Below are 24,778 nucleotides of genomic sequence, written 5' to 3' on the forward strand. Positions count from 1 at the left end.
TTATTTATTTATCGCAACGATTGCACTCATATCCAACGCTTTGACAGAGTGCGTTAAATACCCGAGTGAAATGTAATCCACACCTGATTCCGCGTAGGCACGAATGGTGTCTTGGGTAATCATGCCAGATGCTTCGGTTATGATAGTGTCTGGTACAATGCCCTTCCAACTTGCAATCATGTCAGGCGTACAATTATCGAACATAATGATATCCACTTTTGCCGCAACGGCTTCTTGTAATTGCTCAACCGATTCGATTTCGACTTCAATTTTGACGGTATGCCCAAGTTTCACTTTTACCGTTTCAACAGCTTGCGTCAGGGAGCCCGCAAATGCCAGGTGATTATCTTTCAGCATGACTGCGTCAAATAAGCCGTTACGATGATTGAATCCGCCACCCATACGAACCGCGTATTTATCCAACATACGCAAGCCAGGCATTGTTTTACGCGTATCACATACTTTTGTTCCCGTTCCCTCAATCATTTCCACAACACGACGTGTTTCCGTGGCAATGGCACTCATTCGTTGAATCAAATTTAAAATGACACGTTCGCTTTTCAACAAACTTTGCACCGAGCCTTTTGCCGTCGCAATGACATCGCCTTTTTCAATTGGACTACCATCTTCTACGAAACAATTCACAACGGTCTGTCGATCAACCACATGCATGCCTTCCTCAATAACTTTTGACCCACAAAAAATGCCACCCACTTTGGCAAGTATCGTCAGTTCACCAACGACCGTTTCCGGAAATAATAATTCACTGGAGAGATCACCATCGCCAATATCTTCTAGATAAAATTGCTCAAGCATAGATCTCAATTTGATGGTATTCATGTTGTCGCTCCCTCATTTCGATTCCTTTTTTCGATTGGACGATATGGATGTGTCCCCATCGTTGGTTCTCCTCGGGAAAGTCTTCTCGATTATGTGCTCCCCGACTTTCCGTTCTGAGCTGTGCAGCAGTTGTAATAAGCTTTGCCGTTTGTAGCATAAACAATCGCTGAATCGTATCTGTGTCCCATTCATCCAATGGCATTTCCCATTGGTTGTATTGATGTAACCAATTCGCCAGCTGTTCAAGGTCCGAACTTGTTCTAATAATGCCCGCATAGGTCATCATTTTTTCCCGCAGCTCTTGCTTATCGGGTAATGAAGGTACTGTCACCCATGGCGTTGTTGGTGCAAAGTCCATATCACACTTTATTTCATTCGCAACCAACCGTTCATTCAAATGACTGGCTAATTGCTGCCCATAATAGAGTCCCTCCAACAACGAGTTACTCGCAAGTCGATTGGCACCATGGACGCCTGTCGATGCCGTTTCACCGATGGCATATAAGCCTTCTATTGAGGTTTGACCGACTGCATCCACAACAATGCCCCCCATTAAGAAATGGCAACCGGGGGCCACTGGAATCCTCTGTTTTTCCAATGACAAGCCATTTGCTTGGCATAATGCAGTAATGGTCGGGAATTTATCTTCAAAATGGTCAATCATAGAAATGTCTAAATAGACATCCTTACCAGCCATGCGCTGTTGGAAAAGTTCCTTGGCTACAATATGTCGGGGGGCCAAATCTTCCAAAAGGTGTTTTCCAGCCATTACAGACCGACCTGTTTCGTCAACTAATCGACCACCTTCCCCTCTGACAGCCTCCGAAACCAGCCCAGCCGTTTTCCCATTTAAATAGAGTAACGTCGGATGAAATTGAATGAACTCCATATCCATCAGCTCAGCGCCCGCTCGATAGGCTAGCGCAACGCCGTCCCCTGTGACTGAAGGATCGTTTGATGAAAAAGAAAATAATCCACCCACTCCCCCCATTGCCAAAACAACATGATCAGCAAAATATATTTCATTGTTACCGTCCGCGTCCTTCGCCTTAATGCCTATACATTTTTTCGAAACAGGATGCACAATTAATTCATAGACAAAACGATTTTCTACAACTTCAATATTGCTAGTCAGTGAAGACAGCAAATGGTCCATGATGTGCTTACCCGTTGCATCACCACCGCAGTGGACAATCCGTTTTCGACCATGTGCACCTTCCATACCTAAAGCAATTTGTCCGGTGTCATCTTGATCAAAATCAAGGCCACTTACTGTCAATTGTTGAATGAGTTCGGGACCTTTTTCAACAAGAAGACGCACTTCTTGATGGTTATGAAAATCACAACCTGCCCGAATCGTATCTTCATAATGAAAAGCTGGTTTGTCACCGTTACCAACTGCTGCGGCAATCCCCCCTTGTGCCCGATAAGAATTGCTTGCTTGTTTTAGAGATTTTGTGATGACAAGCACGCTACATTGACTATTTAGATGATGAGCTAATTGCATGGCGGCAATTCCGCTACCGACAATGATACAAGTGTATGTTTTCATGTTGTCCTCTCCGATTCAACTAGTGTCTTGACATCTATCTTTACATAAAAGTCGAACTATGACAAGATGAAGTTATTATGAAGTTGGAGGAATGACCTGTGCATTATTTTGATTATGCTGCAACGACGCCATTGCATCCGGAGGCGGCACATGTTTACGGCAAGCTCGCGCAAGCTTGCTATGGAAATACGAGTAGTTTACATGAGGTCGGAACTGAAGCACAAAACATGCTAGCATTTTGTCGAGAGGAGCTTGCGGCAATGCTTGGCGTGCCTGCAGCTGGTTTGTACTTCACTGGTGGGGGTACAGAAAGCAATCTGCTGTCCATTATTTCATTAGCAAAGGCAAATCGGCATAAAGGAAAACATATTGTCACTACAGTGGGGGAGCATCCTTCCATCGACTCTGCCTTGGCCTATTTGCAGGAAGAGGGTTTTACCATAACGACAATTCCATTTACTGAAGAGGGTTTTGTGGATCTTCATTTATTTGAAAAAGCACTCACAAGCGAAACGATTCTAGTCAGTATCCAACATATCAATCCTGAAATCGGCACAATACAACCGCTTGAAAAGATTGCGGCAATCGTCAAAGAACGTTCTATTCTTCTTCATAGTGATTGTGTGCAATCATTTGGCAAAATCGATGTAAAACCAATTGCACGTATTGTCGACAGTTTAACCATTTCAAGTCATAAAGTGTACGGTCCAAAAGGTGTTGGTGTCGCCTACATCCATCCTCGGCATCGACTTGTCCCAGTCTTCCCAGGACTCGTCCACGAATCAGGATTCAGAGGTGGCACTGTCAACGTTCCTGGTATTGCCGCATTTATCACAGCGGCAAGTCATGTAAACAACTATGAGCATGATTATCAAACATTTCGGCAGGCATTTCTCGATAAAGTGATGACCTATCCAGAACTATTCACGATTTATCAAACGAGCAATCGTGCACAACAACTTCCCCAGATTATTGGGCTTAGTGTAAAAAATGTCGAAGGTCAACTTATCATGCTAGAATTGAATCGACTCGGCTTTGCCATATCAACCGGTAGCGCGTGCCAAGTAGGTCAGCAACATGCCTCCAAAGCGATGATGGCATTGCAAATAGACGAACAGCATGCAAAGGAATTTATTCGAATTTCATTCGGTGCTAGCACAACAATGGCTAACGTACAGGCATTGGCGGACAAGCTTATTCAAATCGCCTTGAAAGTAAAGTCGCCAATTGTGGTAAACTAATAATGCTGGAGGGATAAGCATGAGTGAAAATGAAAAAATACCTGGTAGCGAACGCCGTCAACTCCTTGTTGACACTTTACAAACAGCTACCCAACCGATGACGGGGAAAGAGCTAGGGGAACTAACGAATGTTAGTCGACAGGTGATTGTTGGCGATATTACATTGCTTAAAGCAAAAAATGAACCCATCATCGCAACAAGCCAAGGTTACATCTATATGCACGCACAACTAACACCCGGAAAAATTGAAAGAGTAATCGTCTGCCAACATCGACCTGAACAAACCGAAGAAGAACTCAATATTCTTGTCGATAACGGGGTAACTGTCAAAGATGTAAAAATTGAACATCCTGTCTATGGTGATTTAAGTGCTTCCATCATGGTTTCGAATCGGAACGAGGTACAGGAATTTATGAAAAAAATTAATGAGGCAAAAGCAGTTTACTTATCGAAGTTAGCGGAAGAAGGCATTCATCTTCATACGATACAGGCAGACAATGAAGGACAGATAAGCAATGCACAAGACGCATTGAGAAAAGCGGGTATCTTGGTCGAATGACTAGATACCCGCTTCAATATTTTATTAATAAAAAATCCATACTATCACTGGACCTACAATCGATCCTATGATGGCACATAACGTCATGGCAACTGAGCTCATCGAGGCTTCCTGCTCTCCAAGTTCTAGCGCTTTCGACGTACCGAGCGCATGCGCCGCAGCGCCTAATCCAATTCCGCGCCCCATTGCCTTGTCCATTCGTGTCCATTTAAAAAACATCGGACCAAAAATGACACCTGTAAAGCCTGCAATCATGACAAATACAGTAGCTAATGAAGAAATACCTCCTACTGCCGCTGTAATTTGAATCGCAATAGGCGTTGTAATGGATTTTGGTAATAGAGACAAAATAATATCTTGCGAGAAACCAAATAACTTAGCAAACAGCACGCCACTCGTCATTCCCACAACTACACCCATCAACACGCCACCAATAATCGACAGTACATTTTTTTTGAGCATATCCTGCTGTTTAAATAACGGAATGGCCAACGCAACAATGGCTGGCCCCAACAATATATCCAACCACTTGCCGCCAATCATATACGTTGCATAAGGGACTTTGAATAACAGAAGGATGACAATCATAGTAACTGTTGATGTTAAGATCGGAATTAAAAAAGACCTGCGATATTTTACATAGAAAAAGTTCATCACAACATAAACCGCGATGGTCATGACGAAAAAAAAGACGGTAAGCATCATTATTCGCATGGCACTTCCTGCTCCTTTTTAGCCGATTTCTGTGCAATGAATTGACTCGTATAACCCGAAATCCACATCGTCAAAAAAGTACTAATCATCGTAATTGGAATTAATAAAAAGCCTTTTCCAGTGAAAATATGCCCGTAATCCATGCCCCCGACTGTCGCAGGTAAGAGGAACAATGGAATAAAAGATAATAAAAAATAAGAGCCAGATTCAATCCATTGCAGTCGAAAAACTTTCAATGATAAAGCTGCCCATAACAATAATAACCCTATAATACTACCTGGAAGAGGGATAAGGAAAAAGCTTTTAAGCCAGCCACCTGCTAACACAAAGCCATATAATAATAGAACTTGCGAACTAATTTTCACGTATTTCATCAAAATCCCCTCCCCCATCTTCACGTTAGAAGACTATTTGTATTATTATAGAGAAGTATAGTAAATATATCAAAGGTGCTTATGAAACTATTTAATGAAGGAAACGTATAAGATGTATGCTTACTTTAAAGGGAGTGTTGTAAATGGGATTTGACCCAGTTGGTGATTTCATGTTTTCATTCGGCCCAATTTTCATGGTCATCTTTTTTATTATTTTTATCGGTATTATTTTAGTTGCAATCATTAGCAGTATTGGCGAGTGGAATAAAAATAATAACTCACCCAAACTAACCGTGCCTGCTGAAGTGATTACCAAACGTTCAGAGACGTCTGGCGGATCAGGTGATTCATCAGCCAGTACACGGTACTACACAACCTTTCAAGTTGAAAGTGGCGACCGAATCGAATTCCCAGTAACGGGCTCTCAATACGGGATGCTTGCTGAAGGCGATTTGGGCATGCTGACATTCCAAGGCACACGCTATCTTGAATATAAACGCGTGCTGAATGACTAAACTGCAATGAAAACAACAGCCCCACTTCCTATGTAGCGCATTAGGAATGGGGCTGTTGTTACTTTATTTACGGTTTTTATAATATATCAGGAAATCCGTCCATTGATCATCTTCATACGAAAATTCTTCCCGCGTACATTCGTAACGAAAGCCTACACTCTCCGCAAACTTTTTAGACGGCTCATTATCTACATTAATATGCAATTCAATTCTATGAAAATTCAGCTCATTGAAAAACGCCTCACTTGCCGCCGTTACGCTCTCTTTTCCATAGCCTTGCCGAAAATATTGATTATGTATGGAATAGCCCATCATCGCCCAATCATAATCCCTTCGAAGAATCGTAATCAGCTCTACCTTTCCAACATTGGCACCGTCTTCTTTTCTGAAAACCCCGAGGATGTACATATCATCGTTTTCTGCTGCAGTGCTAAACCCTTGAATCCACTCAACAAACCATTCTTTTGTATAAGTAGATGAGTTACTGCTGTAACCTTCATCATACTTGTATTGCGAAGGCAATCGGTTATTAAATCCGTCATTCCACTGTTCATAATCTTCATTTTCAAATGGACGTATTATAAGACGTTCCGTTTCGATAAACAGCCTCTTCTTTTTCACTTCCTCTACCCCCGTCTACAAAAATATCGAATTACAAGTTTACCGTCAGCATTTAAACGACATGTACAAGGTAATAATTTCATATTGTGTACTTGACAACAAGCGCCACAACGAATCCAATCGTTGTAGTGCGTGTCTTGTTAAAATCTTTCCTACTACTCAGGTCTTTTCTTAGCAATCATCAACGTAATTTGTGCCATCGTGAACGATAAATTTGTTTTCTTGCGATAGGCAACATATTTTGATTCCCAAAAATCCGCATATTTATCTTTAAAATTTTTTAACCCCTGAAAATGATAGAAGTAATGTCCATGCAAAAAAATTTGAGCTGCAATTTTTTCACTGACAAAAGAGTATTTAGATTTACCAACATTCGATAGCGGAGACATACCGATATTAAATACGCGATAGCCTTCCCCTTTTGCCCACTCAAACAAGGAAAGAAAGATGAAGTCCATCGTTCCAGACGGCGCATCAGGCTTGAAACGCATAAGATCTACCGAAATACACTCATGATTATCATACATAGGCATTAAACTTGCGAAGCCAATAATCCCCTTACTATCTCGCAAAACCGCAATGGGTGATGTATTTAAATACCCCTCATTAAAAAAGCCAAGTGAAAAACCTTTCTCCGCCCTGCCTTGTAGCCATTTCGTTGATACTTCCTCTAATTCACTTATGATTTCGGACGCATAAGGAGGATTGAGGAGTTCTACCGAAAAGTTCTCTTTCTCAAATTTATTTTTGACCGCACGATAACCTTTCATTTTCTTGCCTGACAATGTGAATGCATCTAAGTCGACATGCGCTTCCTCACCCAGTTTAAAGAAATTAAACCCATGTTCATGTAAAGAAGAGAGAATTTTATTATTAATTTCATAAAAGACTGGTGTAAACCCATAGAGGTCCGCAGTTCCCAAAAACTCTTCAATTGCCGAGGAAAAATTTGCTTGTTCTCCAACCGGATTGCCTAGTACTACGATTTTATCGGCATACGTTTGATACGAAAACAGCACTGTCTGATCTTTATTCCAATACATATATTTATCATGCAAAAAAATGAGGTGGGAAAATTCAGTGCCCCTATAACGCTCGAGATGCGCCCTTATTTTTTCTTCTTGATGAATAGACGATACCATTTCCATTTTCTTCGGTCGACGAATTAGATAACCGACGACTAGAATAACAATAGCAATAACAATTCCAATAACTGCACTGTAAAATAGATCCCGATAATCCGTAATGAAGTAGCTTTGCAAGCTTGCTGGAACACGGAACTTGGCAGACGGTAAATTTGCATAGCCAATGGCCACATACATCGTCGTAATAAAGATAACGACGATTGCATCGACTACCACTTTCCCCCAGGTCAATACATAGCTTTCACGGTAAAACTGTTTTTTAGCTGCAATTAGAAGCGCCATAACAATGAGCAAAAAGATGGCTTCTTCATAATCAAATCCTTTAAAAACTGAAAAAAGCGCCGCACTCGTTAAGACGATAAGCGCAAGGCGAAAGGCCCCTTTTACTTTATATTCAATTCCTCTGCAAAGCCCAAGTAAAATAAACCCAGCCGCTACGGTCAATTGATGAGAGACGTGCATAATTGGTAAGGATAAAAATTCTTGAGTAATCTTTAAACGACTCAAAATCCCCGGCACAGCTGCTGACAGAAGCAAAATAACGCCAGAAATAAACACTAATATGGTCAGCAAAGTATGACTGCCCTTTTGGAATAGTACATTTGGAACATTGCCCCATGATTGATTCCAACGTTCCCAATACTCTTTGACGAATAGCAAGGCTGCAAATAAAAATGGGAGCACAAAGTAACCCAGTCGATATAACACAAGTAAAACGAGTACTTTCTCATCTGCAATCCCGACACTTTGTGTCCCCCATAAAAAGACGAGGTCAAATGAACCAAGACCGCCAGGAATCATACTGGCAATTCCTGCACATGAAGCGATTAAAAAGATGGGAATTAAAGACGAAAGTCCAATTGGAATCATTAACACAAACGTTAAAAACCAAATGACTGCGAAAACGGCAAGCCATTCAACAATCGATGTAATGATAAGCTGAACAGCTACTGTATGGCTGAATGAAGACGTAGCCGATTTTCTATTTTGAATGGTATAAATGATAATAAAAATCGGTGCATATAAACTAACGGCAATGACCGCCAGAAACAGCCATTTCTCTTCAGATAACAAAGAGAAATCTCGGAAAAATAATGGTATCATCCACGCTAACAAGGAAATTCCCGTTAAATAGAACAGTGTTACGGAAGCAATGTTTTTCAACATGCCTTCCTTTTCTTCTTTATATTTTGAATAGAAATAATTACGCAGAAAGAAACCGACGAGACCACCAAATCCTATCAAATTTGAAAATGAATTGGCTATAAAAGAATGGCGGATCAATTCCCTTGCCTTCAGTTGAATGTTAAGCACCTTCATCAACAAAATGTCATAGCAAAACATCGGTGTGATGGCGCACAACGATACAAGTAGAATAAGTACAAGTTCCCATAGTTGCAACTGACTTACTTCATTGCGCAGCAAATTAACATCCACTCCGCTAGCAACCTGTTGAATTTCATAAACGGCGACTACCAATAACAGGAGCGGAAATAAAATCTTAATGATTTGGACTAGCTGCGCTTTGCGCATTGTGAACATAAGCTCCCCCATTTACAGTAATCTGTCTTTTACTCTATGATACCCTATGAGGTTGAATAACAACCACATTTGATGAATGCAAAACCCCTTGTCATTTTACAAAACAAGGGGTTACACTCACTATTCCACTCCAATTTCCCGCTCCAACTGCTTCAAAAAGCCAACCATATAATCATGACGCTGCTCTGCTAGACGCTTGCCTTCCGCTGTCACCATCAATTCTTTCAGCAGCAACAGTTTTTCATAAAAATGCGTAACCGATGCAGTTTCTTTTCCTCGATAATCTGACTCAGACATAGTTGCACGCGCCGTTTCACTCATGTCATACAGCTTTCTTCCCCTTGCACCGCCAAATGCAAACGTTCGGGCAATACCAATCGCTCCAATCGCATCGAGGCGATCCGCGTCACGAACGATAGCGCCTTCAATCGAAGTTAATTCCTTAGCATTGCCACCGCTAAATGACACACTTTCAATGCATGCCAATACTTGCTGTGCCAATGTATTAGACGCACCAATTATCTGTAAAATATCAGAAGCCGTTCGCTGACCTACCGTTTGATATTTAGCATCATCAATATCGTGTAACAAAACTGCCAAACGAACGACTCCGCTATCTGCAGCTGATTCTTGTTGTAAAATCTCTTCCGCATTTTTCAATACGCGTTCAATATGCGCAAAATCATGACTCGCATCAAATTGATTGTATATCTCTTCAACAATTTGCCGACATTTATGTAACATCGCTTCCATAAAATCACTCCAATTCTTAATAAAATATTGAACAACTCATTCAGAAAGTTCAGGCATATCGTTGACGCAAATTGTCGATTAATGTATAGTTAATTCATCCATGTATAGGATGGATGGGACATTGAAACGCCGAGGAGGAGTCTACATGTACCAGGGAAAAGTGAAATGGTTCAGCAATGAAAAAGGCTATGGTTTCATCGAAGCGGATGACGGGGAAGATGTGTTCGTCCACTTTACCGGTATTGTATCAGAGGGCTTTAAAACGCTTGATGAAGGGCAATCCGTATCTTTCGAAATTATCGAAGGAAATCGAGGTCCTCAGGCGGCGAATGTCTTAAAATCTGGCGATGAATGATCGAACACAAAATCCCGCTGATGCAAGCCCCGGCGGGATATTTATTTATCGATTTTATTCATCTCCTGCCCCAAAAATTGAAGCTGCTCGCCGATTGTACAGGTTTTAATACAAAATCGGTGCGCGCCTGTCTTTCCTTTCTCTTTGGACAGTTGCGTTTTTAGAAAACAGCCCTCACAATAAGTAGTAAGAATTTCATCGATTTCACTCATGATCATCGTTTTGTTCATAATTCCCTCCATCAGACAGGATTCTTCTATCTTAATACGCACAGCATGAAGGCGCAACTATTCATCTGAATACATTTATCGAGGTGATCTATATGCTTGAAGTTTACGTGGATGGTGCCAGCGCTGGAAACCCTGGGAAAAGTGGCATCGGGATTTACATCAAAGGCGAAGGCCATCAACTAAAAATTTCCGAACCGATCGAACCGACCGATAACCACACAGCTGAATTCCAAGCCCTATTACGCGGCATGGAAGAAGCGGCAAAACTAACGACCGGTATCGTATCTGTCCGTTCAGATTCCCAAATTGTTGTCATGGCTGTTGAGAAAGAGTTCGTCAAAAAGGAAGCGCATAAACCCATACTGGCCCAGATCCTTGCCATTGCTAAAACACTTGATTTCTTTTTCATCAAATGGATTCCCGATGCAGAAAATCGTGCAGCGGATGCCCTAGCGCGAGAGGCAATTCATAAAAAGGACTGATTGACAGTAGGATTTTCACATATTTAATCAACAATTAGTTTTTATCCAGCATAATACCATCAATATCCGATACATCTACATGGTCATATTTAATGACTTTAAAGTTAGGAATTCGAAATGTAATTGTATCAAAACCATATGGTGGATTAATCGGCCCCTTGTACGTAACGATTTGTACGGTTACATCGTACTGGTCCTCATTTTCATTCCAAGCGATGTCCGTAATCCTCTCATTAAAAAAGAGACGACTTTCACCATAGTGAGAGGCTGTCGCATCAAGAATGTGTTGACCAATCGCCCTTAAAAAGGCTTTTTCCAGAATCGCTTCACTTCCAATTGAAGGAAGCTTTTTTTCTTCTTTGTTGACTACTTTCCATTTATTCTTATCCCTTTTTAATGTATAAAAGATATTTAATCCATCTAACTTCACTGCATGAATGTATGCAAAATCATCCTTCACATAAATTCTTGGTTCGATTACCCATTGGTGTACATCTGATGTAAGGACAGATAAAACAGCTTCCCCTAATGGCGACATAACGCCCTTATCATTATGAAAAGGAAAGTCCCCGAATGTATACATATTTGCTGTTTCCATCCCTAAAGGCAAATCAAAGTAATACTTATTAATGAATTCCCTGTCAGGTTTAGTTGGAATTGCAAAGGCAGTAGAGCAATTAACAAGGAAGATAACACTTAGAATCACGCAAAAACTTTTCTTCAAAAAATTCACCTCCATTTTCCTTTCTTAATTGTAGTTATTGTCTCCGGAAAAATAGTTATCATGAGCGCTTTCATAAAATCAAATTTCAACAAAAAACGGGGCTGATTTTTAGATCAGACCCGTTTCTTCGTATATTCTATTTATAATTCACTTGCATAAACGTCACCGTTTTATTCTCCGTATCATACAAAACCCATTCCAGATCACCAACAACCGCCCCAACATTGATGAGCACTTTCTCTCCCTCAATGCTATAGGGAATGCCAAATTCGATTTCTTGACGAACGTCATTGCGAGACAAGGACGATTGGTGACTATGACCATAGAAAACAAATGATTGCTCAACACTTTTATAATCTAATGACCACGGTTGTCCGCCCCACTGCCACTGATGACCGTGTATCACTTGAGCATGACCGATTTCAATCGTTTCCGGCAATGCCGCTAATTGTGCTCGTAGTGAATCATCTGTTTCTGTAATCAATAAAATACGGTCTTCTTGATTACCACTTACCGAAGGAAACGTCAATAACTCGGGAAATCCCTCTGGAATAAGCATAACCTCTTCGAGCTTGTTAAATTTTTTATCCGTAATATTCTTTTTGCTAATGACACATTCAAACAAATCGCCCGTTCCAACTAGCTCCGCTTCTGGGGCTTTATCCAAAATGTCAGCGAGCACTTTTTCCAAATCATTTTTGGATGAATGAATGTCCCCAAGTAATGCATAGCGCATTTTACTTAATCCCCCTCAACCTTTCTCGACTTTGGCATTTTCCTGTGAAATCCAGTCACTATAACTGCCGACATACAGGCGAACATTGGCAAAGCCATTATGCTTGAGCATGGCGTATAATGGAGCCGCCGTCACGCCGCTACCGCAATAAACGGTTAGTTGTTGTGCAGGGTCCACAATCTGAGATAACTGTGCTTTGACAACCTCATCCAAGTTATAGACACCGTCTTTCTTCAACTGTTCCCAATCAAAGTTCAATGCACCTGGAATTCGTCCCGCAATCGGGTCGATAGGTTCTTTTTCGCCTCGATAGCGTTCTGCCGACCGAGCATCGACTAAGATAGTCGACGTTTCGCCGGCAACTGTTAGCTCCACAAATTGGCGGGAGGCATAAATATCTTCATCCCACACGGGGGAAACCGAAGTTGCAACAGGCACTGATGTTATTCTATCTATCGGAATGCCAGCCTGCGTAATCGCTTCAAAGCCTTCAAGTGCGATCACAGCATTTTTGAATCCTGCATATTGCAACAACCACCATGCACGAGCTGCAAATGGACTGCCACCATCATCGTATATCACAATGTGGTCGCCGATTGACAGACCACTTGCACGGAAAAGTATCGTTAATGCGTCCTTCTCTGGCATCGGATGACGTCCCGCTGTTTTCGTCATATCAGACATGTCGCGTTCAAGATCCCAGTAGACCGCTCCCTTTACATGACTGTCCGCATATTTCCGCTGACCTTCCTGCACATCTTGCAAAGAAAAACGTGTATCAATCCATTTCGTTGTAGCGTAATCCACATCTCTTACCGAAATAAATACGTTTGTCATTTAAACCCGCTCCTCCGCTTGTAGTTTTTCATACACTGCGCGCCATTCGCTAAGCTGTTCTGTTCCTTGAAGCAATGTTCGTTCTGATGCAATCTGCGTTAGACTCTCTTTCAGTAAGTGCTGTCTCAATCCTTCTGCTTCAATGTCAATCCAACCATCCGTCCACTTTTCAAGCAGTTCTTTTTCACGTCCCAAATAAATAGACGCATCCTGCTTGAGCAATTCCTCCAACTGGTCTTTCAAGAGGTCCCGTTCTCCTTTTTCAAAGAACGCCTTCTGATTTTTGAACAGTTTATTGACACGACCATAGACGTTCGGGTCAGTAAAAGGGGCCCCGAATGACAGCATATCCGCATCTTGCGCTTCATACGGGGAAGGAGCCATCGAGCTATCCGTTTCATGCAAATGAGCTACTTCGATACGTTGGCGTTCATTCAACTGCTTTTTCATGAAGTTGAGCATACGTAAATTGGTCACCTTCAACTCTTGAGTCAAATCAAAGCCAATCATCTGCACTGTTTCAGCAAGTGCGGCTTTCAACGCGTGGTCTGCTGAATGATTGACGAAAATCGATGGATTGTAGGCTTCTTTGAAAAAATCGCCATAACGTAAAAATACGCGTTGCAAAATATAATAGACTAGTTCGCTCAACTCATTGTTTGCGGATTTTCTTAATACATCGGCAAAATTATAAGTGAAATGTTGACGTACTTGTCCTTCAATTTTATTCAGCTCTTCTAGCCTTTCCGCCTTGCGTGACCTATTCGTTTCCGTACGCGTAATGAGTGATGACAATCGTTCAATGGTTTTGACCGTCTCTTCTTCCAATGCCTGCACTGCAAGTCCTTTAAGGTCATGTTCAAGGAAATAATGAAATTGCTCTTCAAACGGTGACATAAACGGATCCAGTCGATGATTCACTTTAGCTTCCAGTGCCTGCAAGCTAGAAATACCATGCACTCTAGGATTACGGATGCCAAACTTTTGCAGTTCATCTCCAACAAATGTTTTAACCGCTTCTGCTTCTTCTTCATTCGCTGCAAGGTCAATCGCATTGACGATGAAAAACATTTTATCAAGTTCAAATGCATCTTTTACCCTTCCTAATTGGACAAGAAACTCCCTGTCTGCTCTGGCAAATGCATGATTATAATACGTCACGAAAAGAATCGCATCGGCATTTCGGATATATTCGAAGGCGACATCTGTATGTCGCGCGTTTATAGAATCGGCTCCAGGGGTATCGACAAGTGTAATCCCTTTTCGAGTCAATTCACAGTCATAATAGAAATCGATGGATTCAACAAAACAGCTACGGTCTTCTTCCGCTACAAATTTAACGAATTCATCACGTTCTACCTTGATAACGGAACCCAGTTCATTTTGATAAACCGAATATCCTTTTTTGAATGCTGTAATAAATGCTTTATGGATGTGAAGATTTTCATCTGTCAATTCTGTATGGAGTGCCTCATCTGCCTTTTGATAGGCTTCATTCAATGAGGTGACTGCTACACCAAGCGCTTCAAATGAGCGGCTGACATCCTCTATCATACGTTCTGCCGTTTTCAACAAAACATCTGCTGTGCCGTTATCTTTGCCCGCCCCAACAGGACGAATTCGGTTGATGGCCGCCGTTGTCGGATTTGGCGAAACTGGCAATACTTTCTCACCGATTAACGCATTGGAAAATGAAGATTTGCCTGCGCTAAACGCTCCAAATAAGGCAATTGTAAATTCTTGTCCATCTAATCGGTCCGCCTTTTTGCGTAAATAATCAGCAGTTTCCAGAAAACCTGGAATGCTTTCTACCGACTGGGCAACATGAACCGCTTGCGCAATGACCGTATCCGAATCAGCAGTAAATGTTACCGTCTCTGGCTGTTCGCTTTCTTCGTTCGGTTGCTCGTTCACTTCTGGCATAATTGTCGCTTGTTCTTCACTAAATTCGATCGTTTGAAGTTCTTCACGCGTTTCCCACTTTTGAAGGAGAATGTCGCGACCTGCTAGCATCGAAGTCGAAGGACTTTCTATACTTTGCTCAAGATTCGCCAATTGGACTTCCACTTCTTCTACTTGCCTAATCGCTTGCAATTTCTCATCCAAACGGCGAACTTTTTGCTCAAGCATCCCGGTATTATCATCACCCGCTGTAGATGCAATCAATGCCATATCATGCTTCCATTCATCCGTCATTCGGCGGAATGCTGCATGGATAGCTGTTTTCATTCGTTCAGAATAGTTCAACACTGTATCACCTGTGATGACATCTGACACGGTGAATTCTTTTTCGATATCAGCAAACGGCACGGACAAATCGATGGCGTCTATCGCAAGTGATCTGTCGTCCGTCAAAATGCCCGCCTCTTTCAAGGAATTTTTCATAAGCGTTTTCAAATGCACTTCGATTTGCGCATGGACGAGTGCACCCATATTATCAGCTAATGCCTGTTTGCGACGTTCTCTCTCTTCAGCCGTCTTTTTTGCACCAAATAGTATACCGACTTTGAAACGAGATGACAGTGACTCCAAATACACCTTTAACAACTCTCGTGTTTCATAAGGTGTGATGGCCGCACTTTGCATGAGACTGTTACGTTCGTTTTCAAATGTAGCAGAAAACTCGTCTCCAGATAGAAGAGATAACATTTTTTTGGATTCACTAGCCTCTTTTTGCAGTTCTGCTTGTCTATGCCATTCATCCTCCGAAACGACCGCCGAGAATGTATTTTTTCGATCTATGATTTCATCGGCTAAAAATTGGCTATGCTCATCTTTCAGTTTGACAAGTGTTTGCTTGGCATTATCAATGAATCGCTGCTGCCAGTTTTCCATGGAGCCATCGACAATCGCTTTGACAGCGCTAAAATCATTCTGTGGATGTGCTACATCTTTCAATGACGTATAGAAGATGCCTTTTGGCACAACTCCCCACATTTTAAATGAATCTTCAACGGATTGTTTGAAATCTGCAAATGACAATTCACTGTCACGGTGCTTGTCTATCTGATTAATAATTAAATAAACGTTGTCGTTATAACGCATCAATTCTTTCGTAAAGCGGAAATTTAATTCTGATTGTACATGGTTATAATCCATTGTATAGAAAACGAGATCTGCAAGATGGAGTGCAGATTCTGTTGACATGCGGTGGGCATCGTCTGTTGAATCGACACCTGGCGTATCCATAACCGTTATTCCTTCTGGTAAATGAGATCCTGTGTGACCAATTTCAACAAGTGAAACGGCCGCACCATCTTTACTAAATGATTTGACGGCTGCGGGGAAGCCATGGCCGCCATATTTCACTGCTGTTCCATCCGTTCGATAAATGACTGCATAATCTGTGTCTGTTTTTCGTACTTTGACGATGTTGGCACTTGTCGGGATTGGACTAGATGGCAACAAGTCATCTCCCGTCAAAGCGTTAATCATTGAAGATTTTCCTGCGGAAAAATGGCCCGCAAATCCGATTGTATACTCTTTGTCGATTAGTTTTGCTGCAAAAAGTTCCGTTTTCTTAAAGCGTTCTTCATCATCATTGCTTTTGAAAATCTGACCATATGTAGCGGCTTGTTTAATTAACTGATCTATTTCTTGCATGATTCACACTACCCCTTTATCAATTGCTGTTCCTATCATACCATTTTTCTTTACCGAACTAATGGAAAAAAATAAATTGAAGAAATCTGTCGAATAATGCTTTTCTGCTGAAATGGTATGGTATAATCGCACTATTAACAAAAATAAAAGGTGGTAATCTAAATGAGCACCTCTAAACACGTACAATTGATATTGAATGGTACTATTGCCTCCCTAACATCTGTGATTCCTGCTAAATTAGACGTTTTATCTCCAACAATGACCGTACAGCCCTATGAACAAAAAGAATTAAGTGTATTAATTGGACTGGTCGGTGGTATAAAAGGTCGTTTAATTCTTGAAACTTCCGCCGATGTTATTGGACAGATTGGACAATCCATGTTTGGCATGGCTATTGAAGGTGAGATGATTGAGTCATTTACGGGAGAGCTCGGCAATATGGTAGCCGGAAACTTATGTACATTGCTTGAAAAAGAGGGGCTTATCCTAGATATTTCTCCTCCAACAGTTATGACAGGAACAATCAAGTTTTTCGGCTTCAAACAAGCATTCAAGTTGCCCGTTCGACTTGAAAACGGCTCTATGCTAAACGTACTACTGACAATCGATGAAGCTCCAGAGTAAATTTAACACCTGTCATCTGTTCAAACAACAAGCGCTATTCCATTCATCAGACTTTTTCTGATAGATGAAACAGCGCTTTTTATTTATAAACTATATAATTTCGTATATTTCTCGGACAGATAGTCAGCTAAGTAGTTGGCGTTTAATCCTTCACCTGTCGTATCTTGAATAATTTCAAGTGGCTTCTTCATTTTTCCGTATTGATGAACATGTTCTGTCAGCCACGCCAAAATCGAACTAAACTCCCCTTGTCCACATAGCTCATCGAAGTTCGGAATGTCTTTCAACATCACAGCCTTTAATTGAGCTGCATACATATAACCTAGCGCATAGGACGGGAAATAGCCAAAATCTCCGCCCGCCCAGTGAACGTCTTGCAATACACCCTCACCGTCATTTTCCGGACGAACTCCGAGATACTCCTCGTACTTATCATTCCAAATTTGCGGCAAGTCTTTTATTTCATAATCGCCGTTAAATATACCTTTTTCAATTTCATAGCGAATCATGATGTGAAGGGGGTACGTCAGTTCATCTGCTTCAATTCGAATTAAGGATGGCTTAGAATAGTTGATGGCACGTAAAAAGTCCTCCAGAGATACACCTTCGAATTGTTCAGGCGATCGACTTGTCAATAAATCAAAATTGTACGTCCAAAATTTTTCATTGTGGCCGATAAATTGTTCATAAAACAAGGATTGTGATTCGTGAATGCCCATAGACGTTCCTTGTGCAATCGGTAGTCCTTCAAGTGCTTTGTCGATATGCTGATCGTAAAGCGCGTGACCACACTCATGAATTGTGCCAAATATGGCAGAGCGGAAATCATGCTCATCATATTTTGTTGTAATACGTACGTCACCAAGATTGATGCCCATTTCAAAGGGATGCACAGTTTCGTCCAAACGACCTGCTTCAAAGTCATAGCCAAGCTGTTGTAAAATTTCAAGACTGAAAGTTTTTTGACTATCTTTTGGGAACTGCTTGAATAAGAAGGATGTGTCCGGCTGATTATCAGATTCCGCAATTTTCTTAACTAGCGGCACAATCGTTTCTTTCAATTGACCGAACACCGCATCAATTATATCGGTTGTCATACCCGGCTCATATTGGTCGAGTAATGTGTTGTAAGGATTGCCGTCCTTCACACCCCAATAGCCAATGAATTTTTTCTTTGTTTCAACAATTCTTTCGAGATAAGGCAAAAACTTTTCGAAATCAGCTTGTTCCTTTGCTTCTTCCCATATAGATTCTGCTTGTGAAGCTAACACAACATATTCCCGGTATTCATCTGCCGGAATTTTTTCACTTCGATCATACTCTTCTTTCACTACTTCAACGGTTTTGGCTACAATCGGATCGAGTAAATCGATATTTTTCCCAAGCTCATCGAGATAACCGCCCATTTCTTTGGACACACTCATTTTAAACAGCTCCGCTGATAATGTACCAACCGCCTCAGAACGCGTTGAAATCCCCTTTTTCGGTGCCCCGGTTCGCATATCCCAGTACATAATATTCAGCGCCTCAGAATAAGCACTCATTTTTTTCAGCATTGCTAAAAAGTTATCTTCAGTCGTCAAAATAATTCCCCCTTATACCATATATAGGTTTTTATTTTAGCATAATTCTGTACTGTCTTATAGTTTGGGGTATTAAAAAAACTCTCCATCATTAGGAGAGCCTTACATCTATTAATCAATTACGCCTTGGCGTAATTGCGTCCAAATTTTGAATTGCGCAAGCGCAATTCAAAATTTGTGACATCCTCCGGAGGATAACTTGCTTTAGCAAGTTAGTTCGTCATCTTCATTTGAACCGGGAATATCCCTTCAATTTCAGCCTTCATGTTCTGCTCTTCGCCTTCAAGTAGCAAATGAACGGTTCCAGAATCTGCAGATGTCCGGATAAGTCGACCTGCGCCTTGTCGCAATCTGAGTAGCATGAACGGTAAGTCCACTTCACGGAAAGGATCCTTGGCATGCTGACGTCTTGCATCGAACAATGGGTCCGAAGGCGGTAACGGCAAATCATAAATAATGACGCGTGTCAATGCATCTTGCGGAATGTCTAAGCCTTCCCATAAATGGTATGAGCAGAGAACTGGTACTTGCTTCTGCTGGAATTCACGAACGATGGAAGATAATTCTCGTTCCCCTTCAAAAGCAATGCGCTCTTGCCACTCCGCAGGTACTTGCTCTTTGAATCGGTTCATCGCCCGTTCTGATTTGAATAGGATAAGCGTCTGCTCGCCATCTTCTAATAGCTCAAGCGCGTGCCCTGCTTTTCCGCCCGCCTCAACATCCGTCGCAAAAACTTCCATCACTTCATCATAATCAAATGGTGATTCCACTGAAAATGATAAGAAGTCTTGGATACCTAGGCCGTCTGCCAAATAGGTAAACTGTTCTCCAACTGACAATGTAGCAGATGAAAAGACAATCGGTGTTTTAGATGAAAACAGTTTTTCTCTTAAAATATCTGTCACAAGGCGTGGCATGATGACAAGCGTCGATTCACCCTCACGTTCTTCCAACCAATCGACCGCATCATTTTGAGACGTAAACAGTTCCATAGAATAAATGTATTGATCCAAATATTCCTCAACCATTTTTAAATCGTATTCTGGAATAATGAACAATTCGCCATCAAAAACAAATTCCTCAAGAAGTGCCGTTGAAATCTGAACAGACTCTTTGCCTATCGCCATAAGTTCAGCTGTTTTATCAATCGCTTTACGCTCATTGTCTGTGTCATCTGCCGACTCATCAAGCAACTTGAAAAATGCTTCATGTGTATCAATGAGGCGTTCCATGAGCTGCAGCGTTTTCTCTCGAATACCATCAACCATAATCCGTTCAAGCAGGTTCAACAATGTGCTATTTTGCACTTCATAGGTTAATGCACGCTGCGCTGAATATTCGAGAAGATGTCCTTCATCAAAAACAATCATAGAAGGTTCAGGAAGTAACGGCAATTGTCCTTGACGTTTACGGGATTCTTTCGTCCAAATATGCTCCATGTAGAAATCATGCGAACAAATGACCAGTTCAACCGCTTCACGGTAATGGTTGCGATGAATCGTTTGCCCACAGCGGTTACGGATGTCACACGCAGCACATTGTTGAATGGGATGGAAATTCACTGTTTTCCACTGTTCATCGCTTAATGCTGGGTAGTCAGAACGTTCCCCGTAAGGATGAATGGACTGCAAAGAAGCAGTGCCATGGACAAACTCTGGAATACTATCTTCAATCCACTCAATATATTCTTCTGTTGATGTATTACCTGTCTCCTCCAACCGTTTCAAGCACAAATATTGGTCACGTGATTTAGCGAGGCGTACATCGATATTCAGTCCAAGAGCTTCCCCGACTTTGCGAATATCGCCATCTTCTTTGACAAGCTGGTCAATGAGCGTTTCATCCGCACATGAAATAATCGCTGGTTTCCCTGTATAGCGCGCATAGGCAATCGCAGGTAGTAAATAAGCAATCGTCTTGCCCGTTCCTACACCCGCTTCCGCAAACAATACTTTCTTTTCTTTTAACGCTTGTTCAATTTGAAAAGCCATATAAATCTGTTCATCGCGGCATTCAAATCCCTTTTCCGTCAAGTCATCGTATAACGTGTCCCCTATCCAATCATTCAATGACTCATAAAATGATTTTTCTTTGGATAAAAGGAATGGCATCTTACTTTTCATAACATGAAACCCCTTCCTAATATACATGCAAAAGGAAGAGGAATTGTCCTCTTCCTTTTATCTGTTGTTAATTTATTGACGTTGTCCCCAGAACTGATACAAATCAGTACGGATAAAGCCATTGAATAATTTTCTCTTCTTCGTCGCCCTTTTACCATACATTGTTTCAAAGTTTTCCAATGAAGATAGCATATAAACGGACCATGACGGATAGTCGTTCATTATTCGGCCGAGTTCACGCGTAATATCTTCAGCTTCTTCTACTTCACCAAGTCGCTCACCATATGGAGGATTGCCAACCATTACACCATTCAAACCATCGACAGTTAAATCTCTTACATCACAGTGTCTGAAATTGATCATATCCATAAAACCGGCTTCCGCCGCGTTTTCCTGGGCCACCTTGATCATGCGTGGATCATAGTCTGATCCTGTAATATCAATCGGCTGATCGTACTTAGCGATATCTTCTGCCTCTTCACGAACCTGGTGCCAAATGCTTTTGTTGACCCATGGCCATTGTTCAGCTGAGAAATCACGATTATAGCCTGGAGCAATATTTTGCGCAATCATAGCTGCTTCAATTGCAATGGTGCCTGACCCGCAAAATGGATCGACGAAAGGACGGTCTGGATTCCAGCGTGTCAATTTAACAAGTGCTGCCGCCATCGTTTCTTTCAACGGCGCATCCCCTTGCCCCACACGGTAACCACGCTTATGTAGCCCTGTTCCACTCGAATCAATCGTTAGTGTCACTTTATCCTTCAAAATAGACACTTCCAATTTGAATAAAGGACCTGATTCGTCCAAGAAACCGATTCGTTTATAAGCAATTTTCAAACGTTCAACAATCGCTTTTTTTACGATTGCCTGGCAATCAGGTACGCTGTATAACGTCGATTTTACTGATTTCCCCGCAACCGGAAACGCCGCATCTACGGGTAAAAAACGCTCCCATGGAATCGCTTTTGTCTGTTCGAATAAGTCATCAAACGTCGTTGCATGGAACTCGCCTGCTACAATGCGCACACGGTCTGCTACACGCAGCCACATATTCGTTTTCGCAATGGCTAACGCATCCCCTTGGAAATAAATCTTGCCATTTTCTGAAGTCGTTTCAAAACCAAGTGCTTTCACTTCATCTGCAACAATCGATTCTAACCCCATAGCAGACGTAGCCACTAATTTAAATTCACTCATGTATACCCAACTCCAATCCTATTCCATCAACTATTTCAATATCATACACAATAAAAATATTCTATTCACTTCTGTCATCTAAAATCAAAAAGAAAAGCTCTCCATATTATAAAGGAGAGCATTCGATGTAACAATAATACCATAGGAAATTCGATAAGCCATGTTTTGTTCCCGCGTACTCAAGCGGCTTACGCCTCGTACTTAGGGTGGTAATCATCTATCTACAGACAGCTGTCTGTCCCTTCATCCGTTCATTTCCTTCAGAAGAGTGCCCCTACCATAATTTGGGTTTCTCACTCGTGGGGTTTACCGCGTTCCATCTGATCCGTTTCCGAATCAGCTACGTCACTGTGGCACTGTTCAGGGAACCTCATCCATATCCGAAGACTTAGGATTTATTCCCGCCGTCAACACGCAATGCGTGAAGCCCCGGCTTATTTTTTCGCCGAGCACGAACACTACGGTCATCTCAGAACCGTGTGAGCATGGACTTTCCTCTACAACTTAGGCGTTGCAGCGATTACCTAAATCACACTATGATAAGTTTAGTATACAATACTTTTGTTATATTTACAACATATTTTATTCCTGATCAAAAAGCTTGCTGCCAAACACATGCTTCTCCAAATTGGAGATACGCTTTAACAGATCAAAGTTCGTTGTGCCAGCACTTCCCGCAGCAGGACGTTTTTGCGCCTCTGCCAATTCTTCCTTCATACGCGCGTTTTCAGAACGCAATTCTGCAATCGTCTTTTTAAATGCCTCATAATCTTGAATAACATCGTCTAGGAAGAGATCTACTTCTTCCTGCTGATAGCCACGGAGGCCTGTTTTAAATTCCTTTTCAAGAATTGTTTTTGAATCGAGTTTAGTATCCATGAAAAATCGCCCTTCCGTCTCTGTTTACATACCTTTAAGTATATCATGATTCGGCCTCTATTGTCCTACTTATTCTCTGTCGGCGTCAATATCCGACATCCGCTGTCGTTTCATGCGCTTGCCCGGGAAATAATTTTCTTTGAATTCTTATTTCCCGTTTAACAAAATCATTTCCTGCACGTTGCTGGAAGGCGGCCGTCAAGTCTGTCGCTACTTGCACTAGCCATATCGCCTCTTGTGTTGTATCTAATGCTTTCTTCAAGTCTTTCAGCTTATGCTCATAAAGCTTCGCTAATTCCTCCAACGCAACAATCCGTTCGCGCCCTGTCAGACCATTTGCCGCAATCGAAAATGAAGCAACAGCATCCACATATTGCTGCTCTCTTTTTAAGCTAAAACCGAAGTGAAAATGCGTCGCGGGATGATCAACACCATACGTAGCAATAGCACTTTCAAAAACTTGTTTACTGCGTTCATGTGACTTCAAGTCTGCAAACCATTTACCTATATTCGTATGCGTAATCGCTGACTCTGGCGTTTCTGTCTTTAACAATAAATCCGTCGAACGAATATACAGGGCGACAAGTGACAGGATGTCCCACTCGTTATGGACGAGTACCTTCATCAGAAGTTCCGCACGACCATTTTTCACAGCATCCTGATAAATAATCGGCGCCATATGTCCAGGTATATCTCCATCACGTAAGAATCCAAGTTTCTCTTCCTCAATCGCTGGCAGTCTAAATGTCCCCATGTCATCTTTCCAAATGCGTCTAGAGCCGTGCAATAAATCAATCTGTGTATGTTCAAGCAATGGTGGGATTTCTTTGCGATTCATGGTCCAGCGTGCTTCAAGCTGCGGAACATCAAAGCTTTTGCCATTATACGTGACTAATGTTGTGGATGTTTCCCATAACTTTGATGCATACAGAAACGCGGCTTCATGATCGGGTCCCGGTAAAACATATTGCGTTAATTTAAAAGAACTGGCTGTCTCAACGATAAACCCCAAGAGAAAAATGAGCGTTCCAGCTCCTTTTAAACCTGTCGTTTCTGTATCGAAAAAAACGAGTGGCTTTGAAAAATCCGGCGACAACGGATGTGCTTCCCCGGATGTTTTCCAGTCATCCATCGTTGACTTCAGCCCAGAAAGAACGATATTGCCATGCTTGTAATCCTTAGCATATTCCACAATGCGCTTATAAACGATACCGTGCTTATTCACTTCTTTTGTTAAACCTGCATCAAGCCATGATTGCTCATAAGCAGGAGCTTGCGCAACCACCTTGACCGCTTCAGGCACTACTTTGCTATCTGTCTTTTTTAGCATCTTCTTCATTTGCATCAGCTTTTGTTCATAAGACATGAAGTCGTCCTCCTGCTAGTTCCTGAAGCAGAGAACTTACATCTTGCTTCATACCTATCCCACCCTCTTGCCCCCCGATACATACCGGGCAGCCCGATGCACAGCGACAGGCGGATACATGATCAGCTGCTCGACGTAATAATTCATCCCAGCGATCAAAAATCTTTTCACTCAACCCAA

At 41.8% G+C, this 24,778-nt stretch carries 24 protein-coding genes and 1 other RNA gene; 6 read left to right on the top strand and 19 right to left on the bottom strand.

Translation table 11 applies throughout. From position 1 onward, the window contains the following. A complete protein-coding gene (nadC, locus tag R2B72_RS14690) occupies positions 1 to 840 on the bottom strand; it encodes a carboxylating nicotinate-nucleotide diphosphorylase (protein WP_318617421.1) in 840 nt (279 codons plus the stop codon). Continuing rightward, entirely contained in the window at positions 809 to 2,392 is a 1,584-nt protein-coding gene (gene nadB / locus R2B72_RS14695) for an L-aspartate oxidase (RefSeq protein ID WP_318617423.1), read from the bottom strand. Before nadB ends, nadC begins: the two co-directional genes overlap by 32 nt. A gap of 98 nt (positions 2,393 to 2,490) precedes the next feature. On the opposite strand from nadB, the gene R2B72_RS14700 reads away from it, so the two are divergent. Then, positions 2,491 to 3,633 carry an IscS subfamily cysteine desulfurase gene (locus R2B72_RS14700; RefSeq protein ID WP_318617424.1) on the top strand — a complete coding sequence of 381 codons (1,143 nt, stop codon included), beginning with the start codon at positions 2,491 to 2,493 and terminating at the stop codon, positions 3,631 to 3,633. A gap of 13 nt (positions 3,634 to 3,646) precedes the next feature. Further along, a complete protein-coding gene (locus R2B72_RS14705; protein ID WP_318617447.1) occupies positions 3,647 to 4,192 on the top strand; it encodes a transcription repressor NadR in 546 nt (181 codons plus the stop codon). Positions 4,193 to 4,216: 24 nt separating this feature from the next. Here R2B72_RS14705 and R2B72_RS14710 read toward each other — a convergent pair whose 3' ends face one another. Then, positions 4,217 to 4,906: an LrgB family protein gene (locus R2B72_RS14710; protein WP_318617425.1), complete on the bottom strand. Its 690-nt coding sequence runs from the start codon at positions 4,904 to 4,906 to the stop codon at positions 4,217 to 4,219. Further along, positions 4,897 to 5,280, bottom strand: coding sequence for a CidA/LrgA family holin-like protein (locus R2B72_RS14715; protein WP_318617426.1), 384 nt, complete (start codon positions 5,278 to 5,280; stop codon positions 4,897 to 4,899). The genes R2B72_RS14710 and R2B72_RS14715 overlap by 10 nt, the downstream gene beginning before the upstream one ends. A gap of 143 nt (positions 5,281 to 5,423) precedes the next feature. On the opposite strand from R2B72_RS14715, the gene R2B72_RS14720 reads away from it, so the two are divergent. Continuing rightward, positions 5,424 to 5,795: a DUF2500 domain-containing protein gene (locus tag R2B72_RS14720; RefSeq protein WP_318617427.1), complete on the top strand. Its 372-nt coding sequence runs from the start codon at positions 5,424 to 5,426 to the stop codon at positions 5,793 to 5,795. A 63-nt stretch (positions 5,796 to 5,858) separates the two neighbouring features. Here the strand turns inward: R2B72_RS14720 and R2B72_RS14725 are convergent, their stop codons facing one another. The 3 genes from R2B72_RS14725 to R2B72_RS14735 form a co-directional block, all read right to left on the bottom strand. Continuing rightward, positions 5,859 to 6,416: a GNAT family N-acetyltransferase gene (locus R2B72_RS14725; RefSeq protein WP_318617428.1), complete on the bottom strand. Its 558-nt coding sequence runs from the start codon at positions 6,414 to 6,416 to the stop codon at positions 5,859 to 5,861. A gap of 155 nt (positions 6,417 to 6,571) precedes the next feature. Continuing rightward, positions 6,572 to 9,103, bottom strand: a complete 2,532-nt coding sequence (mprF, locus tag R2B72_RS14730; RefSeq protein WP_318617429.1) for a bifunctional lysylphosphatidylglycerol flippase/synthetase MprF — start codon at positions 9,101 to 9,103, stop codon at positions 6,572 to 6,574. Between the two features lie 120 nt (positions 9,104 to 9,223). Further along, a complete protein-coding gene (locus R2B72_RS14735) occupies positions 9,224 to 9,856 on the bottom strand; it encodes an HD domain-containing protein (protein ID WP_318617430.1) in 633 nt (210 codons plus the stop codon). Between the two features lie 145 nt (positions 9,857 to 10,001). Here R2B72_RS14735 and R2B72_RS14740 point away from each other — a divergent pair, with 145 nt between their 5' ends. Beyond that, positions 10,002 to 10,211, top strand: coding sequence for a cold shock domain-containing protein (locus R2B72_RS14740; RefSeq protein ID WP_318617431.1), 210 nt, complete (start codon positions 10,002 to 10,004; stop codon positions 10,209 to 10,211). Between the two features lie 41 nt (positions 10,212 to 10,252). Here the strand turns inward: R2B72_RS14740 and R2B72_RS14745 are convergent, their stop codons facing one another. Beyond that, positions 10,253 to 10,441 carry a zinc-finger domain-containing protein gene (locus tag R2B72_RS14745; RefSeq protein WP_318617433.1) on the bottom strand — a complete coding sequence of 63 codons (189 nt, stop codon included), beginning with the start codon at positions 10,439 to 10,441 and terminating at the stop codon, positions 10,253 to 10,255. Positions 10,442 to 10,533: 92 nt separating this feature from the next. Here R2B72_RS14745 and R2B72_RS14750 point away from each other — a divergent pair, with 92 nt between their 5' ends. Further along, a complete protein-coding gene (locus R2B72_RS14750) occupies positions 10,534 to 10,923 on the top strand; it encodes a ribonuclease HI family protein (RefSeq protein WP_318617434.1) in 390 nt (129 codons plus the stop codon). Positions 10,924 to 10,957: 34 nt separating this feature from the next. On the opposite strand, the gene R2B72_RS14755 is transcribed toward R2B72_RS14750, so the two are convergent. From R2B72_RS14755 to R2B72_RS14770, 4 genes are all read right to left on the bottom strand, one after another. Continuing rightward, positions 10,958 to 11,656 (bottom strand): DUF3888 domain-containing protein, encoded by a 699-nt coding sequence (locus R2B72_RS14755; RefSeq protein ID WP_318617436.1) that lies wholly within the window; start codon positions 11,654 to 11,656, stop codon positions 10,958 to 10,960. Positions 11,657 to 11,783: 127 nt separating this feature from the next. Then, a complete protein-coding gene (locus R2B72_RS14760; protein ID WP_318617437.1) occupies positions 11,784 to 12,383 on the bottom strand; it encodes a metallophosphoesterase family protein in 600 nt (199 codons plus the stop codon). A 15-nt stretch (positions 12,384 to 12,398) separates the two neighbouring features. Further along, on the bottom strand, positions 12,399 to 13,220 hold the full coding sequence (locus R2B72_RS14765; protein ID WP_318617438.1) for a sulfurtransferase: 822 nt from the start codon (positions 13,218 to 13,220) through the stop codon (positions 12,399 to 12,401). After that, positions 13,221 to 16,823: a dynamin family protein gene (locus R2B72_RS14770; RefSeq protein WP_318617439.1), complete on the bottom strand. Its 3,603-nt coding sequence runs from the start codon at positions 16,821 to 16,823 to the stop codon at positions 13,221 to 13,223. It lies immediately after the preceding gene. A 162-nt stretch (positions 16,824 to 16,985) separates the two neighbouring features. On the opposite strand from R2B72_RS14770, the gene R2B72_RS14775 reads away from it, so the two are divergent. Then, positions 16,986 to 17,447, top strand: coding sequence for a chemotaxis protein CheX (locus tag R2B72_RS14775; protein WP_318617440.1), 462 nt, complete (start codon positions 16,986 to 16,988; stop codon positions 17,445 to 17,447). Between the two features lie 83 nt (positions 17,448 to 17,530). Here R2B72_RS14775 and R2B72_RS14780 read toward each other — a convergent pair whose 3' ends face one another. The 7 genes from R2B72_RS14780 to R2B72_RS14810 form a co-directional block, all read right to left on the bottom strand. After that, positions 17,531 to 19,003, bottom strand: coding sequence for a carboxypeptidase M32 (locus R2B72_RS14780; RefSeq protein WP_318617448.1), 1,473 nt, complete (start codon positions 19,001 to 19,003; stop codon positions 17,531 to 17,533). A gap of 239 nt (positions 19,004 to 19,242) precedes the next feature. Further along, on the bottom strand, positions 19,243 to 21,153 hold the full coding sequence (locus R2B72_RS14785; protein WP_318617441.1) for an ATP-dependent DNA helicase: 1,911 nt from the start codon (positions 21,151 to 21,153) through the stop codon (positions 19,243 to 19,245). A 72-nt stretch (positions 21,154 to 21,225) separates the two neighbouring features. Beyond that, positions 21,226 to 22,353 (bottom strand): class I SAM-dependent RNA methyltransferase, encoded by a 1,128-nt coding sequence (locus R2B72_RS14790; RefSeq protein ID WP_318617442.1) that lies wholly within the window; start codon positions 22,351 to 22,353, stop codon positions 21,226 to 21,228. A 149-nt stretch (positions 22,354 to 22,502) separates the two neighbouring features. After that, positions 22,503 to 22,885: RNase P RNA component class B (gene rnpB, locus R2B72_RS14795), an RNA gene on the bottom strand. 50 nt (positions 22,886 to 22,935) lie between these two features. Next, positions 22,936 to 23,232, bottom strand: a complete 297-nt coding sequence (gpsB, locus tag R2B72_RS14800) for a cell division regulator GpsB (protein WP_318617443.1) — start codon at positions 23,230 to 23,232, stop codon at positions 22,936 to 22,938. Between the two features lie 85 nt (positions 23,233 to 23,317). Beyond that, on the bottom strand, positions 23,318 to 24,598 hold the full coding sequence (locus R2B72_RS14805) for a ribonuclease H-like domain-containing protein (protein ID WP_318617444.1): 1,281 nt from the start codon (positions 24,596 to 24,598) through the stop codon (positions 23,318 to 23,320). Further along, positions 24,588 to 24,778, bottom strand: a 191-nt coding sequence (locus R2B72_RS14810) for a DUF1998 domain-containing protein (protein WP_318617445.1), incomplete at its 5' end; no start/stop codon positions are given. The genes R2B72_RS14810 and R2B72_RS14805, both read right to left, overlap by 11 nt.

This window comes from Sporosarcina sp. YIM B06819, from assembly GCF_033485175.1.
Lineage (GTDB): Bacteria > Bacillota > Bacilli > Bacillales_A > Planococcaceae > Sporosarcina.